The sequence below is a fragment of the Streptomyces sp. NBC_01166 genome, assembly GCF_045039765.1.
In the GTDB taxonomy this organism is placed as follows: domain Bacteria; phylum Actinomycetota; class Actinomycetes; order Streptomycetales; family Streptomycetaceae; genus Streptomyces.
The window spans coordinates 3,326,694-3,341,447 of sequence record NZ_CP108613.1; the positions used below are offsets into that span (position 1 = coordinate 3,326,694).

The window sequence follows — 14,754 nt, forward strand, 5'->3', positions numbered from 1 at the left end:
CCCGCCCTGGTGGACTTCAGGCAGTCGGGCCCGGAGGGCCCCCGTACGGCGCGTTGGATCCAGGACCACCGGGCGGGGGGCCGTACTGTGGGTACGGAGGCTGAGACTGCTGCTGGTGCGGATACGGGGGCTGGTACGGCTGCGGGGCGGCCGGGGCTGCGCTTCGGCGGCGGGAGCGGACGACCAGGACGGCCGCGGCGACTCCGATGAGGGCTGCTGCGCCGATGCCCAGGCCGATCCAGAGGGCGGTGTTGCCGCTGTCGTCGGTGGCCGGTGCTGCGGCGGCCGGCTCATCGCTCTTTTCGGAGCCGCCCGTGGCCTTGGACGGCTCGGCGGAGGGCTCCGGGGACTCGGCCACCGCGAGATCCGGGAGCGGGTACTCGTCGGCGGGGCCCGGGTCGCCGGGCGTCTTCAGGGCGATCCGGGGTCGGACGATGCCGTAACCGATGTCGTCCACACGCTCCTCGCCGGTCGTGGGGCCACCGGCCGTGTTCAGCAGCACTCGAAGGACCTGGTTGTTGGTCCAGTCCGGGTACTTGGACCAGATCAGTGCGGCGGAGGCGGAAGCGAGGGCTGTGGCGTCACTGGTGCCGTGCGAGGTGCAGAGGCCTGTCTCGCTCTTGCAAGCGTGGATCATCTCCTCGCCCGGTGCGGAAAGGTCTACCTGGGGGCCGAACTGGGATTCCTCTGTCCTCTGCAGGTTCTTGCCGACGGCCGCCACGCCTACGGCCCCTGGAGTTGCTCCCGGGTACTTGACACCATTGGCGCGCTCGGCATCGTTACCCACACCCGCGAAGACCAGCGATCCTTTGCCAAGCGCGTACTTCACCGAGTCCGTCAACTGCTGTGAGCCTTCGCTCGCAGCCAGCGAGATATTAATGACCTTGGCGCCCTTGTCAGCAGAATACCGAATAGCCGCAGGCACCGCAGTATTGAACTGTTCAATATCTTCAGCGAGGTTGGCGGCCTTGTCGGGGACCCTGACAGGAAGAATCTTTACGCCGGGCGCCAGTCCAAACGCCCCGTCTCCGTTACGACCGTCGCCTGTCCCTGCGATCAGGCCAGCCATCCCCGTACCGTGACCGTCGTAGTCGGAGTGCTCATCACCAGGCTCACCCGGAGCGAAGTCCTTCCCGTCGAGCACCTGCCCTTGCAGATCCGGATTTGACACATCGATCCCCGAATCGATTACAGCAACCGTGATGCCCTTCCCGGTGCTGCTCTGCCACATCCCCTCGGCCTTCATCGATGTCAGGTGCCACTGGTGCGAACGAACCGACTCTGCATGGGCAGTCCCTGCCGTGACGGCCACCAGCAGTGTTCCAAGCGCAGCCGAAATGGTGGCCCTTGTCCGGCCCCTGTGCACACCGCTGGCAAGCATTCGCGTCCCTATCCGGAGTCGTTCCATCAGTCGATGACAGGCGGCACTGCGCGACGTCCGCCCTGCTTCCATGTCTCTTCATCTTCGATCAAGTAGTCCGGACGCTCGCCGCCCTCATCGCGGTGGGCGTCTCCAGGCCGACGGCTTGACGGTGCCCGCAATCCACCTGCCGCCTGTCCAGCAACACGCCCGCTTTCGTTGCCCCGAACAAGGCCGGTGCCACCAGGCGTGAAGGGACGTTCACCTGAACGCCCTGCCTGCCGGGGCCGACCACCGACGACTCCGCTGTTTCCGCCCGCCGGGGGACGCCCGCCCATGGCCCCGCTCCGAGCGGCGCCGCCGGCACTCATCCCGCCATGCCCCATGGGGCCCCGTCCTTGCGTCCCCTCACCGCCGACCACCGTTCCGCCAGGAAGCCCTCGGCCGGTGGGTTGGGCTACCGGACGGCCACCGGTGATGCCCGTATCACGAGGCGCACGGCTTGCCGAGCCCGAACCGGGCACGCCCTGGCCGGGCAGCGTCGGTGGGCGGACACTCAGCCCTGAGTTCTTCGCGCTGCCGAAAGGGCCTGGAACCGACCGTGAGCCGCCGCCGAACGCGGGCGGCATGGTAAGCCCAGAAGGCAGACCACTGTCCGGCCTACCCGTCACCGGGGGCCCCGGCTGTGACACCGAAGGCGTGGACGAAGACTGCGGCAGAGTCGCCGTGCTGTTGACCTCCATGCTGACCGGGGTTCCCAGGTCGGGCGGCACGCGGACCGCTGACGAATCAGGAGTGCCCTGGCTTCCTGAGCCCGTTGCCTGCGAGGACTCGGAGTGCGTGGTCACCCCGCGAATCGCGCCTTCGCCCTCTACGCCAGCCCTGCCGCCACCTGGCCCCCATGTCTGGGCGTCATCGATGCCACCGGAGCGCTCCGGCACGATCACCCCCGGCGGAGGCGGAAACGCCGGCTTCTCCAAGCCGTCCAACTGCGAAGCCGACAACGCGTACGACTGCGCCAGCTTCCTCATCTCCGCCGCAGCCTCCTGGCGATTCGCCTCCTTCGCGGCGATCAGAGTCTCAGCGGACTTCTGCGCCACTGCGGACGCATCCGGGTCGTTCCGCGCCGCCCGCGCCGCGTCCAGGTTCGCCTGCGCCCCCGCGTGCGTACGCGGGATGGCCACCTGCGCCGAGGCGAGGGAGTCGGAGGCCCGGGCCAGCCACTTCGATGCGCCCTCGCTGTAGTCGCCGAGGCGCAGGGTCGCGTTCGCCAGATCCGCGCTCCAGGTGCGGAACGCGTCCGCGCCCTCGCCCTTCCACTCAACGGTCTGCGGGCGGACCTTGATCTCCTCTGCGATCTTGCGGATCTCCTCCGCCGCGCTCACCAGCCGGTCCGACGCACCCTGGATCGCTCCACTGTTGGCCATGTCCAGCCAGGCCAGCATGGTCTCGTGGGTCATGCTGTCGAAGGGTGTGCCCTGCCCTGCTTCCCCGTGGTCCATCCCTAGCCCCCTTCCATCCGCCGTGCCGTTCTGGCGCACGTCGCCATCATCAGATCGCTCCGGTGGTCGGCTCCGGCTTGGGCATGTCCGGAGTCGCCTGCCCGTTTCGCTGCCCCGTCGGGTCGTACTCGCCGCCGTAGTGCTTCTTCGCCTCGTCCGAGATCGCGAGCATGCGGCGCCGGATGTCTACATCCAGGTTCTCGTAGCCGTTGTGCGACGCCAGGACCGCGATGCTCATGCCCTCTATGCAATCCGAAAGGGTCTTCGAAAGCGTTTCGAGCTCGGTGATCACCGTCTGGTACGACACGAACAGGCTGGCCGCTTCGGCCCAGTGGTTGTCGCCCCCGCCGAACTGGGCGCGCTTCACCAGGTCCTGGCCGATCTGGCCCGCGTCGGCCGGTGACTCCTTGAGCGCCACCAGTATCTCGTCGATTCGACTACGGAACTTCTTGAAAGACGTGAGTTCGGTGGCCAGCCCGACGGCGGCAGCCGCCGTTGTGACACCCATGAACGGCACGCCCACCATGCCCGCTCCGGAACCCTCACTCGGCAGCACAGCACCCTCCCCCGGATACAGCCGATTACAGCTTCAGAGTCACTGTAGCCAGCACCGATGGCACACCGCTCCCCTGGTTGCAGGGCGGTGCTCCACTACATCCGAAGCGTTAAGCCTTGGGCGTGGCCACCGCCGCCTGGGGCCGGATCGGCAGCCGGTTGACCGGGCGGCCCGTCGCGGCGCGGACCGCCGAGGCCACCGCCGCAGGGGATGTCACCACCGGGGCCGCCGAGGCCGGCTTGGCGCCGAAGGGGGCCACCACGTCGCGTTCCTCGACCAGTTTGACGATGTGGATGTCCGGCGCGTCCAGGGACGTCGGGAGTGCGTAACCGGTGAGGTCCGGGTGACGGATCAGACCGCGGGCGGTGCGGAGGTTCTCCGTGAGGGCCGCGCCGATGCCCTGGGTGACGCCCGCCTCGATGCGGGTCGCCAGCTGGGACGGGTTGAGGATCCGGCCGACGTCCTGGGCGACCGCCATCTCGACCACCCGGACCGAGCCGAGTTCGATGTCGACGTCGACCACCGCGCGGACCGCGCAGAAGGCCAGGCCCACGAACGCGTCGCCCTGGCCGGACTCGTCCAGGGGCTCGGTGGGGTGCGGGCGGCACTGCGCGGTGGCCCACAGTTCCTTGCCCTCCATCGCCTCCGTGACCGTCGTGGACAGCACACCGTCGTACGAGGTGATCTTGCCGTCGGCGATCTGGAGGAGCTCCGTGGACATCCCGAACTTGTGGGCCAGCGGCTGGAGGAGCTGGGTACGGACCATCTTGGCGGCGCGTTCGATCGCGCCGCCCGAGACCCAGGTGTGGCGGCCGTGCGTCGCCGGGCCCGCCGGGGGCTGGTCGGTGTCCACCGCCGCCACGTGGACCTCTTCGACGCCCAGGGTCTCCTGGACGATCTGGCGGGCGAGGGTGGTGAAGCCCTGGCCCGTCTCGACGGCCGCGCAGATCACGGTGGCGACGCCGTCATGGACCCGCACCGTGGCGGTGGAGACCTCGTCGGCACCCTCGGCGCCGAGCATGTGGACCATGCCCAGGGCGTAACCGACGCCCCTGCGTACGGCTCCGGGTTCCCCGGCGCCCTCCGGGCCCCCCGGGAGCAGCCAGTCGCCCTCCGGCGTGTCCTTGGGGAGCGCGGGGAGCGGGAACTCACGGAGCGCGCCGAGGAGTTCGGCCACGGGCGCGGGGCAGGTCACGGTCTGGCTGGTGGGCAGGATGTCGCCCGTGGAGAGGGCGTTGCGCAGGCGGAGCTCGACCGGGTCGATGCCCAGCTTCGCCGCCAGCTTGTCCATCTGGCCCTCGTACGCGGCGCAGACCTGCATCGCGCCCTCGCCCCGCACATGCCCGGAGGGCGGGTTGTTCGTACGGACCGCCCAGCCCTCGATGAAGGCGTGCGGGACGACGTACGGCCCGCAGGCGAAGGCCACGGCGGCGGCCAGGGACTCGGACGAGGAGTCGGCGTAGGCGCCCGCGTCGAGGAGGATCTGCGCCTCGACCTTGACCAGTCTGCCCTCCGCGTCCGCGTGGTGGCGGTAGCGCAGCAGGGTGGGGTGACGGTGGGCGTGCCCGAGGAAGGACTCCTCGCGGGTGGCGGCCAGTTTGACGGGGCAGCCGGTGCGCAGGGCGAGCAGGCCGAGCGGGATCTGGAAGCCGGGGTCCTCCCGGTCGCCGGTCGCTCCGGGGACACCGGTCACGACGACCTTGACCCGCTCGGGGTCCAGGCCGAAGCAGGCGGCGGCCAGATCGCGGTCGGTGTGCGGGTCGGTGGAGGCCGTGTAGAGCTCGACGCCCCCGTCGGGGCGGGGCACGGCGAGGCCGGCTTCCGCGCCGATCGGGGCGGGGTCCTGACGGCCGATGCGGTAAAGGCCCTCGACGATGACCTCGCCCACGGCGTCCGGGTCACCGTAACGCAGCGGGATGTGGCGGATGAGGTTGCCGTCGGGGTGGAGGGGCTCGGCGGCGAAGGCCTTCTCGGGGTCGGTGACCGGTTCGAGGACCTCGTACTCGACGGTGATCGCCGCGGCGGCCAGCCGGGCGGTGTCGGGGTGGTCCGCCGCGACGGCGGCGATCGCCTCGCCGTGGTGGCGGACGAGCTCGGAGGCGAACACGGGACGGTCGACCACCCGGCGGCCGTACGAGCCGTCCCCGGGGATGTCCTCATGCGTGACGACCGCGCGCACCCCGGGCATGCCGGCGGCGGCCGCCGTGTCGATCGAGACGATGCGCGCGTGCGGGTGCGGGGAACGGAGCAACGCGGCCCACAGCAGCCCCTCGGCCCAGAGGTCGGCCGCGTACGGGAAGGTGCCCTCCGTCTTGGCGCGGGCGTCGGTCGGCGGCAGCGAGGCGCCCAGTCCGAGCGCGGGCGGCTCCTGGTCCGGGGCGGGGCCCTCGGGCGGCGGTGTGGTGTGCGTGGTGCTGGTCGCGGTGGCTGCGTCGCTGGTCACGCCGCCTCCTTGTCGTTCGCTCCGCTGCGGCGGCTGGTGGTGGTGGGGATGACCGGTGGTGCGGGTGACGGCGCGGTGTTCACCGGACGTCTCCCTCGTGTGCCTGGACGCTGCCCGCGCCGGGGGCGGCCTGGTGCGGGATGCGCGGTTCGGCGTCGTCCGCAGCGGTCGCCGCCGCCTCCGCGGTCGCCTCCCGGCCGGCGACGACGTCGCGTACGGCGTCGAGCACACCCCGGTAGCCGGAACACCTGCAGAGGTTGCCGCACAGGGCCTGACGGGTCTCCAGCTCGCTGGGGGCGTGGTTGCCCTCCAGGAGGTCGTGGACGGTCATGGCCATCCCGGGGATGCAGAATCCGCACTGGACGGCCCCGCACTCGGCCAGGGCCCGCTGGACGTCGGACGGTTCGCCGTCCACGGCGAGCCCCTCGACGGTACGGACCTCGCTGCCCGCCGTCGTGGCGGCGGGAACCAGGCAGGAGGCCACGAGGCGGCCGTCGACCTGGACGTTGCAGGCACCGCACTCGCCCTGCGAGCAGCCGTCCTTGGCGCCGGCCAGGCCGAGGCGCTCCCGGAGCACGTACAGCAGCGATTCGCCGATCCAGGCGTCGCTGACGGGGCGGTCCACGCCGTTCACATGAAGGACGTACGAGGCCGAGGGGTGCTCGCTGGGGCCCGCCGGGGGGGCCGGGTCGGCAGGCTCCTCCGTGGACACGTGGCCGTGTTCGAGGGTGGGTTCGAGGGTGGATTCGAGGCCGTGCCCGGCCTCGGCCGCGTCGGTCCCGGGCGCCTCGGCCGCGGCTTCCGGGGCCACGGCTGCGGGGGCAGCGGCCTCCAGAGGCTCTTGCGGCTCGTCTGCGGCCTCCACGACGGCCTCGGAGCCCGCGAGGGGCTCTTCCTCGGTCTCGTGGCTCTCCGGGGCCTCCACGGGCTCCGAGGGCCCGGCCTGGGCCTCCTCGGGGGCGGCCTCGGGCTCGGGGGCGCGCTCCTGCGTCGCCCACGGCGCGGACGCGCCGCCGGGCAGCGTGGCCGGGGGCGGGTCGGCGTACCACTGGGAGGCCATCGCCGACGACGCGAACTCGCCGGACTCCTCCGGGAGGTCGCCGTTGGCCACCGGGATCGTCCACTCGCCGGTGTGACCGGCGGGCTCGGGAGCCGGTTCGGGCTCGGGCTCCGCGGGGACGGCCTCGGTGAAATGCCACTGCGCCGTCGTGGACGACGTCTGCGCGTACTGCGACGTGTCCGGGTACGGCTGCTGGTACGGGTCCTGCTGCTGGTTCGGGTCGGGCCAGTGCACCGCCTCCGGGGCGGACTCCGTGCCCGGGGAGTGGCCGGCCGCCCGCTCCTGCTGGCTCTGCGTCTGCACGACCCAGCTGCCGGTCGCCGCCGGGTCGAGGCCCGCGGCCGGGGTCAGCGGCAGGATCATCGGCGGGACGTAGCTGTGGCCGGGGGCGGCCAGCGGGTCGCTCCCGAGGTCGGCGAGGTCCTCCGGGGGCAGGTGGACGAAGGCGGTCGCCTCCGCGTCGTACTCCCCGCTCTGCGGGGTCGGCTGCCAGCCGGCGTACGGGTCGGGCTGCCCGTGCTGCTGCTCGGGGTTCTCTTCATTGCTCACGACAGTGCCCTCCCCAGTGCGCGTCGGGCGAGCGCGGCGACCGTGCGCCGCAGGTGCAGGACGGCGGGCGACAGCGGAGGTGCCTCTCCTCCGTCGTCCGGTGGAGCCTGGTCAGGGATGCAGGCCGCCGCGACGTACTCGCCGAAGGCGGCCAGCGCGTCGGGGGCCAGGCCGCGTTCGCCGTCCCAGTCGATCAGGGAGGCGATCCAGCGTTCGGCCTCCAGGGGCCGCAGGGGCATCGGGGCGATCGCGCCGACGGCGCAGCGCACCCCGCGCCGCGCCGGGTCCAGGACGATCGCCACGGAGGCGGTGGCGCGGCCGGGACCGGTGCGGCCGGTCGCCTTGAGGAAGACCTGGGGGGCGTGCAGCAGGGGCACGCGGACGAAGCCGATCAGCTCGGCGGGCTGGAGCATCTCGCGGCCCGCCAGCAGGTGCGAGACGGGGATCTCACGGCGGGAGCCCCCGGGGCCCGCGATGACCAGCTCGGCCTCCAGGGCGGCCAGGGCCGGCAGGGCGTCGCCGGTCGGCGCCGCGCTGGCGATGTTCCCGCCGAGCGTCCCGGCGTTACGGATCTGGGGCGGGCCCGCGGCGCGCGAGGAGGCGGCCAGCGCGGGGATGAGGGCGGCGAAGTCGGGCCGCCCCATGCGCGCGTGGGTGAGCCCGGCGCCGAGCAGGGCGTGGCCGTCCTGGTAGTGCCAGCCGCGCAGCTCGCTGATCCGGCCGAGGCCGACCAGTCCGGAGGGGCGCAAAAGGCCCTTGTTGACGGCCGACATGAGGTCCGTGCCCCCGGCGACGGGGACGGCGGCAGGCATGGCGCCGAGAGCCGCCACGGCCTCGTCGAGCGAGGCCGGGAGCGTCACCGACTGCATCGCCTGCGGTGCGTGCGTGGTCAACCCAGCTGCCCCTTCCCGGTGTCCCGGCAGTCCCGCCTGTCCGCCGTACGGTACGTGCTCACGGCCGGGACGTGGCAACTCTGGCACATCTTCCGGGCTCTCCGACGCGAGGGTCCGCGAAGGGTGTTTCCACCCCCGACCAGGGGAAAAGTCACTTATGGCAGTCCTTCTGCCCGACGCACGAAATGACGCTCTTCAGCGGGTTCGTACGACTTATTCGGTTCCCCTGGCCGTCGGGCGGGGCGGCGGTCACACGGTCGGGGGCGGTCCCTCGATCGGGCGACCCAGGACGCCGGGCCGGCGTTGCCACGGGTGCGGGCCGGCCTGGGACCGGTAGCCGACGCCCAGGGCGTCGAGCCGTGCGTAATGCGTGTCCATCCGGCGCTCGAAGCCGGCGAAGTCCCGCTCATCCGGGGCCGGGAGCCGCGACCAGGCGACCTCGGCGAAGGCGGCGAGCCTCGGGAACACCTGGTAGTCGACGCGGTCCCGGTTCTGCATGACCTCGGTCCATACGTTGGCCTGGGTGCCCATGATGTGCCGGGCCGCCTCCTCGGACAGACCCGGGGGAACGGGCTCGAAGCGGTAGACGTCCTCCAGGGTGCGGACGAAGCCGATGGGCATCGGTTCGTCGGGGCCGCCGTCCTGACGGTGGTCCAGGTACACCTGCTGCTCGGGGCACATCACGACGTCGTGCCCGGCCTCGGCGGCCGCGATCCCGCCCGCGTAGCCCCGCCAGGACGACACCGCGGCGCCCTCGGCGAGGCCGCCCTCCAGGATCTCGTCCCAGCCGATTAGGCGGCGGCCCCTGGCGGTGAGCCAGCGGTCGAAGTGGCGGATGAACCAGGACTGGAGCTCGTCCTCGTCGGCCAGGCCGGCCTCGGCCATGCGGGCCTGTGCCGCAGGTGACGCCTTCCACTGGTCCTTGGGGCATTCGTCGCCGCCGACATGGATGAAGGGCGAGGTCTCGGCGGGAAAGAGGTCGAGCAGTTCCTCGAAGACCCCTTCGAAGAAGCGCAAGGTGTTGTCAGTGGGGGCGAGTACGTTCGGATTGACGCCCCAGGTGTCCCACACGGAAAGCGCGGAGGTGTCGATGACATCGGTGTTGCCCAGTTCCGGATACGCGCTGATCGCCGCCTGCGAGTGGCCCGGGATGTCGATCTCGGGGACCACCCGGATATGCCGCTCGGCGGCGTACGCGACGATTTCGCGGATGTCGTCCTGGGTGTAGAAGCCGCCGTGCGGAGTCTCGTCCCACAGTTCGGATGCGCGGTGGCCGTATTTGGTGCGTGCGCGCCAGGAGCCCACTTCCGTCAGCCGGGGGTGGCGTTTGATCTCGACGCGCCATCCCTGGTCGTCGGTGAGGTGGAAGTGGAAGACGTTCAGTTTGTGGGCGGCCAGCAGATCGAGCATGCGCAGCACGCCGTCCTTGGGCATGAAGTGCCGTGCCACGTCGAGCATCAGGCCGCGCCAGCCGAAGCGGGGGCCGTCCTCGATCTCCGTGAAAGGGATGCTCCTCTTCGCGCCCGGGTCGGCCGGCGCGCGGCGGAACGCCTCGGGACCGAGGAGCTGACGGAGGGTCTGCGCTCCCCAGAACACTCCGGCCGCGCTTCCGCCGGTGATGCGTACGCCGTCGGCGGGCGCGACGGACAGCCGGTAGCCCTCGGGCTCCAGGGTGGCGTCGATCCGCAGGTGGACGGTGTTGCCGGCCTGGTCCGCCGGGGTGCCCGGGGCCAGCGGCAGACCGAAGGCGGCCCCCAGGGTGGTGCGCAGCCAGCGTTCCGTGTTCTCGGTCCCGGAGCCGGCATCGAAGGTCGTGGCCCCGTCGAGGAGGAATGCGCCGCTGCCGTCTCCGCCGGTGCGCACCGGCGCGGGAATCAGGTTGTCCATGTGTCAGTCCTTCACCGCTCCGCCGAGCCCGGAGACCAGGCGGCGCTGTACGAGGACGAAGAAGACCAGTACGGGAATGGTCATCACCGTCGAGGCGGCCATGATCCCTCCCCAGTCGTTCTCGTCGGGTTTGAAGAAGACCAGCAGCGCCATGGGAAGCGTCGACTGGGAGGTGTCGCTGATGATGAACGATTTCGCGAAGAGGAAGTCGTTCCAGGTCGAGATGAACGAGAAGACGCTGGTCGCCACGAGGCCGGGAAAGACGAGCGGGAAGAGGATCTGCCACAGGAAGCGGGTGCGGCTCGCCCCGTCGATGTAGGCGGCCTCCTCCAGGGCCTCCGGGACTGCCTTGACGAATCCGCGCAGCATCCAGATCGCGAACGGCAACGAGAAGGCGAGGTGCGGCAGGATCAGTGATCCCAGGGTGTTCAGCTGACCGAAGTCCCGCATCAGGAAGAACAGCGGGATGGTCAGCGCCTCGACCGGCACCATCTGCGCCACGAGGAACATGATGAGCAGCGTGGTGCGGAACCTGAAGCGGAAGCGGGTCACCGCCGTCGCGGCGAGGAAGGCGATCAGCGCGGACGCGATGACGACCGTCCCGGCGACGACCAGGCTGTTGAGGAAATACCGGCCGAATTCCTGTTGTTCGAAGACCCTGCGGAACGAGTCGAGGGACGGGGCCAGGGTCCAGGGGCGGGCCTCGGTGGACTGGATCTCGCCCGCCGGCTTGAAGGCGGAGAGCACCATCCAGTACAGCGGGAAGGCGACCACGACGGCGATGACGAGGGCCGCGGCCTCCGCCGCGAGCCTTCCGGGCCGGCGGACGCGCAGCAGCGTGCGTGCGCTCACAGTTCCTCCCCCTGGCGCCGCACCAGGCGCAGATAGACCAGCGTCACAGCCAGCAGGATCACCAGCATCACGACGCCGATCGCCGATCCGAGGCTGTACTGCGAGGACGCGAACGCCTTCTGGTACGCGTACACGTTGAGCACCAGGTTCTGGCCGGCGATGCCGCCGCCGTTCGTCATGACGTAGATCTGGGTGAAGACCTTGAAGTCCCAGATGACCGACTGGATGGTGACGACGATCAGGATCGGCCGCAGCATCGGGGCCATGACCGACCGCCAGATCCGCCACTGCGACGCACCGTCGAGCGAGGCCGCCTCCAGCACCTCGGTGGGGATCGCGCGGATGCCCGCGTACACGGTCACCATCACGAACGGGAACGAGCACCAGAGCACTTCCAGGAGCACCAGCGCGAAGGCGCTGTAGCGCCCGTACGTCCAGGAGAAGTCGCCGAGGCCCAGCACCTTGTTGACCGGGCCGAAGTCCGGGTCGAAGAGGAAGACCCAGACGGTCGATCCGGTGATGGCCGGGGTGGCCCAGGCCCCCAGCGCGGCCATCATGAGCGCGAGCCGGGGCAGGGCGCGGATCCTGGTCAGCAGGACGGCCAGGGCGCAGCCGACGAACAGGGTGGCGAGCACGCACGCCGCGGCGAAGACCACGGTCGCGAGGAGCACCTGCCAGAACTGGCTGTCGCCGAAGAGGGTGGCGTAGTTGCCGAACCCCTGGAAGGTGGTCGGTTCACCCCCGCTGACCTGGGCCTGGGTGTACTCCAGGAAGGAGATCAGGCCCAGCTGGTAGATCGGGTAGACGAGGAGCCCGCCGAGCAGGACGAGCGCCGGGAGCAGATAGAGCCAGGGGGTCCAGCCGGAGCGCCGCGCCGGCGACGCCGGGCGGCGCCGGGGCGTGCGGGCCGGCGCCCCGCTCGCCCCGGACACGGAGGGGACCTTGAGCGGTGCGGTGTCGGCGGTCATCGTCAGCCCGCTTCGGCGAACGCCGCGTCCATCTTCTTCGCCGCGTCGTCCGAGGCGGCGGCCACGTCCTTACGGCCGCTGACGATCTCCTGGAACATGGTCGGCAGGACCAGCGAGGCGTCGATCTGGCCCCAGGCCGGGGAGGCCGGGACGAACTTCGCGCCCGCGCCGAGCGTGTCGACGAAGGGGCCGACGAAGGGCTCCTTCGTCGCGGCGGTGTCCAGCACGTCCGTGTACGTCGGCAGGAAGCCCATGGCGTCGAACATCTTCGCCTGCGTCTTCTTGCCGGTCAGGGACTTCATGAGGTCGACCGCGAGGGTGCGGTGCGAACTGCTCTTGAGTACGCCGATGTTGTTGCCGCCGGCGAACGCCGGGGCGATGGAGTCCTTCTTCACACCGGGGAGCGGCACGACGGCGTACTTGCCCTTCACGCTGCCCGCCTCGACCGCGGAGTGGCTGAAGTCGCCGCCGATCGCCATGGCCGCCTTGCCGGACGCGAAGGCGGTCACGGTCGCGTTGCCGCCCATGGCCGCGCACTTGGCGGCCGGGCAGTTGTCGTCGCCGAAGAGCGAGGTGTAGGCCTCGATGCCCTTCCGGGCCTCGGCACTGTTGATGGAGGACCGGTAGGTCACCCCGGTCTCGTCGGCCAGCTCGCCGCCCTGGGCCCAGATGAAGGGCATCGCGCCGTAGGTGTACGCGCCGCCGACCGCGAGGCCGTACAGGTCCGGCTTCTCCTGGTGGATCTTCCTGGCGGTGGAGATCAGCTCGTCCTGGGACTTCGGGGGCTCCATGCCGAGCTCCTCGAAGACATCGGTGCGGTAGTACAGCGCCCGTACGCCGACGAAGAGCGGTGCCCCGTAGACCTGGCCGTTCACCGTGACGGACTGCTTGGCCGTGGGGTCGGTGTCCTTGGCCTCGTCCCAGGCGGCGAACTCCTTGCTGACGTCGGCCAGTCCACCGTCCTTCACATATCCGGCGGTGTCGGTGTTGCCGTACTCGATGAGGTCGGGGGCGCTCTTCGGGTCGTTGAAGGCGGCCTTGATGCGCTGGGCGCGGGTGTCGACGGGTATGTACTCGACCTCGACCTCGGCCCCCTCGTGGGACTTCTCGAAGTCGGCGACGGCGGCGTCGACGACCTTCTCCTTGGGCTTGTTGCCGACCTCCTGGAAGAGCCAGACGCGGAGCGTCCCGGACTTCTTGTCGCCCTCGGCGCCGGTGTCGGAGGTCTGCGGCGCGCAGGCGGTGACGGTGAGGCCGGCCAGCACAAGTGCCGTGGCCGGAGCGGCGATTCGGGCAGAAAGCTTCATCCGGGACCCCTACCGGTCAATCGTTGCATTCCATGCAACGTGCGTTTCGTTCTGCACAACTCGCAGGAGACTAAGGGCGCCCCAGCACGCCGACAAGTGGTCTCAACCACTCTGTGACCTCGCGGTGCAGCCCGTGCAACGCGGGCCCACGCCCCAGCCGAGCCGGGGACGGACACGTTGGGGCTCCGCGGCATGCGAACGGCCCCCGGGGCGCGCGTCTCCGCGCGTCCCGGGGGCCGGGGCCAGGGTCCGAGATAAAAGAGCTAAGGGGTGATAAGAGCGGGGCGGGCTACTTCTTGCCGCTGTTGTCCTTGCCGCCCTTGCCCTTGTCCTTGTCGCCGCCGGCGCCCATGGACTCGTAGATCTCCTTGCACATGGGACAGACCGGATACTTCTTCGGGTCGCGTCCGGGAACCCAGACCTTCCCGCACAGCGCCACCACGGGAGTACCCTCCAGGGCGCTCGCCATGATCTTGTCCTTCTGGACGTAATGGGCGTAGCGCTCGTGGTCACCGTCGCCGTTCGACACCTGCGGCGTCGGCTCTACGAGGGTCCCCGTACCTGCCCCACGCTCGGGCTCAAGAGTGCTCATAACTGCCAAGCGTACTGAAAGCTCCGCGCATCAGTTCAGCGAAGGGTCGTCCGGATACGTCGCGATCATCGCCAGTTCGCTGCGCTGCCGCCGCAGAACCGCACGCCAGAGGTTCTCCGGGCGTGGCGAGGAGACGTCGCCCGGCTCCGACTCGACCACGAACCAGGCGCCGTCCGTCAGCTCCGTCTCCAGCTGACCCGGCCCCCAGCCCGCGTATCCGGCGAAGATCCGCAGCGAGCCGAGCGCCGCAGCCAGCAGCTCCGGCGGCGCGTCCAGGTCCACCAGGCAGATCGCCCCGTGCACCCGGCGCCAGCCGATGGGGGCCGGAGAAGGTCCCTCGTCCCCCGGGATCACCGCCACGCCCAGGGCGGAGTCGAGCGACACCGGACCACCCTGGAAGACCACGTCCGGCTCGCCGGTCAGGCCTGCCCAGGACGCGAGGATGTCCGCGACGCCGACCGGGGTCGGACGGTTCAGGACCACACCCAGCGAGCCCTCCTCGTCGTGGTCGAGGAGCAGCACCACCGCACGGTCGAAATTCGGGTCCGCCAGGGCGGGTGCGGCCACGAGCAGCCGTCCTGTGAGCGAGGACACCTCCGTCATGGCACAGATGATCCCGCATCTCGGCCCTCCGCGGGGACCAAGTGGCGCGAACGCTCCCGGCCCGCACCCCTCCGCAGCTCAGGGCGCACGGACGCCGCACGGGCGCACGGGGAGCGCACGATCGGGGGGCTGCCGGACGGGCCGTACGGACGGTGACCCTCCGCAACGAACGGGGAGCAGAA

At 70.8% G+C, this 14,754-nt stretch carries 12 protein-coding genes; all 12 read right to left on the reverse strand.

The features are described 5' to 3' along the window. Positions 1-16: 16 nt before the first annotated feature. Complete coding sequence (gene mycP, locus OG379_RS15365; RefSeq protein WP_405663080.1) at positions 17-1,453, reverse strand: type VII secretion-associated serine protease mycosin; 1,437 nt, start codon at positions 1,451-1,453, stop codon at positions 17-19. Next, positions 1,408-2,820: a translation initiation factor IF-2 gene (locus OG379_RS15370; RefSeq protein WP_405663082.1), complete on the reverse strand. Its 1,413-nt coding sequence runs from the start codon at positions 2,818-2,820 to the stop codon at positions 1,408-1,410. Before OG379_RS15370 ends, mycP begins: the two co-directional genes overlap by 46 nt. Positions 2,821-2,911: 91 nt before the next feature. Continuing rightward, a complete protein-coding gene (locus OG379_RS15375; protein ID WP_405663084.1) occupies positions 2,912-3,388 on the reverse strand; it encodes a hypothetical protein in 477 nt (158 codons plus the stop codon). A 139-nt stretch (positions 3,389-3,527) separates the two neighbouring features. Beyond that, positions 3,528-5,861 carry a xanthine dehydrogenase family protein molybdopterin-binding subunit gene (locus OG379_RS15380; RefSeq protein WP_405663086.1) on the reverse strand — a complete coding sequence of 778 codons (2,334 nt, stop codon included), beginning with the start codon at positions 5,859-5,861 and terminating at the stop codon, positions 3,528-3,530. A gap of 79 nt (positions 5,862-5,940) precedes the next feature. Further along, positions 5,941-7,470 (reverse strand): (2Fe-2S)-binding protein, encoded by a 1,530-nt coding sequence (locus OG379_RS15385; RefSeq protein ID WP_405663089.1) that lies wholly within the window; start codon positions 7,468-7,470, stop codon positions 5,941-5,943. Continuing rightward, positions 7,467-8,363 (reverse strand): FAD binding domain-containing protein, encoded by an 897-nt coding sequence (locus tag OG379_RS15390; RefSeq protein ID WP_401512080.1) that lies wholly within the window; start codon positions 8,361-8,363, stop codon positions 7,467-7,469. Before OG379_RS15390 ends, OG379_RS15385 begins: the two co-directional genes overlap by 4 nt. Before the next feature lie 249 nt (positions 8,364-8,612). Further along, entirely contained in the window at positions 8,613-10,250 is a 1,638-nt protein-coding gene (locus OG379_RS15395; RefSeq protein ID WP_405663091.1) for a beta-N-acetylhexosaminidase, read from the reverse strand. A 3-nt stretch (positions 10,251-10,253) separates the two neighbouring features. Next, complete coding sequence (locus OG379_RS15400; protein WP_362926990.1) at positions 10,254-11,102, reverse strand: carbohydrate ABC transporter permease; 849 nt, start codon at positions 11,100-11,102, stop codon at positions 10,254-10,256. Further along, positions 11,099-12,070 carry a carbohydrate ABC transporter permease gene (locus OG379_RS15405; RefSeq protein WP_405663093.1) on the reverse strand — a complete coding sequence of 324 codons (972 nt, stop codon included), beginning with the start codon at positions 12,068-12,070 and terminating at the stop codon, positions 11,099-11,101. Before OG379_RS15405 ends, OG379_RS15400 begins: the two co-directional genes overlap by 4 nt. A gap of 2 nt (positions 12,071-12,072) precedes the next feature. Further along, the gene (locus OG379_RS15410) at positions 12,073-13,377 is read right to left on the reverse strand and encodes an extracellular solute-binding protein (RefSeq protein WP_405663095.1); all 1,305 of its coding nucleotides are present in this window, start codon (positions 13,375-13,377) and stop codon (positions 12,073-12,075) included. 289 nt (positions 13,378-13,666) lie between these two features. Then, entirely contained in the window at positions 13,667-13,969 is a 303-nt protein-coding gene (locus OG379_RS15415) for a DUF3039 domain-containing protein (protein ID WP_042837321.1), read from the reverse strand. 30 nt (positions 13,970-13,999) lie between these two features. Beyond that, positions 14,000-14,572 (reverse strand): YqgE/AlgH family protein, encoded by a 573-nt coding sequence (locus OG379_RS15420; RefSeq protein WP_393766343.1) that lies wholly within the window; start codon positions 14,570-14,572, stop codon positions 14,000-14,002. Positions 14,573-14,754: the final 182 nt, after the last annotated feature.

Excerpts from the sequence above, each read along its gene's own strand:
- mycP (WP_405663080.1), bottom strand. The coding sequence starts at position 1,453 with ATGGAAGCAGGGCGGACGTCGCGCAGTGCCGCCTGTCATCGACTGATG.
- OG379_RS15370 (WP_405663082.1), bottom strand. The coding sequence starts at position 2,820 with ATGACCCACGAGACCATGCTGGCCTGGCTGGACATGGCCAACAGTGGA.
- OG379_RS15375 (WP_405663084.1), bottom strand. The coding sequence starts at position 3,388 with ATGGTGGGCGTGCCGTTCATGGGTGTCACAACGGCGGCTGCCGCCGTC.
- OG379_RS15395 (WP_405663091.1), bottom strand. The coding sequence starts at position 10,250 with ATGGACAACCTGATTCCCGCGCCGGTGCGCACCGGCGGAGACGGCAGC.
- OG379_RS15405 (WP_405663093.1), bottom strand. The coding sequence starts at position 12,070 with ATGACCGCCGACACCGCACCGCTCAAGGTCCCCTCCGTGTCCGGGGCG.
- OG379_RS15410 (WP_405663095.1), bottom strand. The coding sequence starts at position 13,377 with ATGAAGCTTTCTGCCCGAATCGCCGCTCCGGCCACGGCACTTGTGCTG.
- OG379_RS15415 (WP_042837321.1), bottom strand. The coding sequence starts at position 13,969 with ATGAGCACTCTTGAGCCCGAGCGTGGGGCAGGTACGGGGACCCTCGTA.
- OG379_RS15420 (WP_393766343.1), bottom strand. The coding sequence starts at position 14,572 with ATGACGGAGGTGTCCTCGCTCACAGGACGGCTGCTCGTGGCCGCACCC.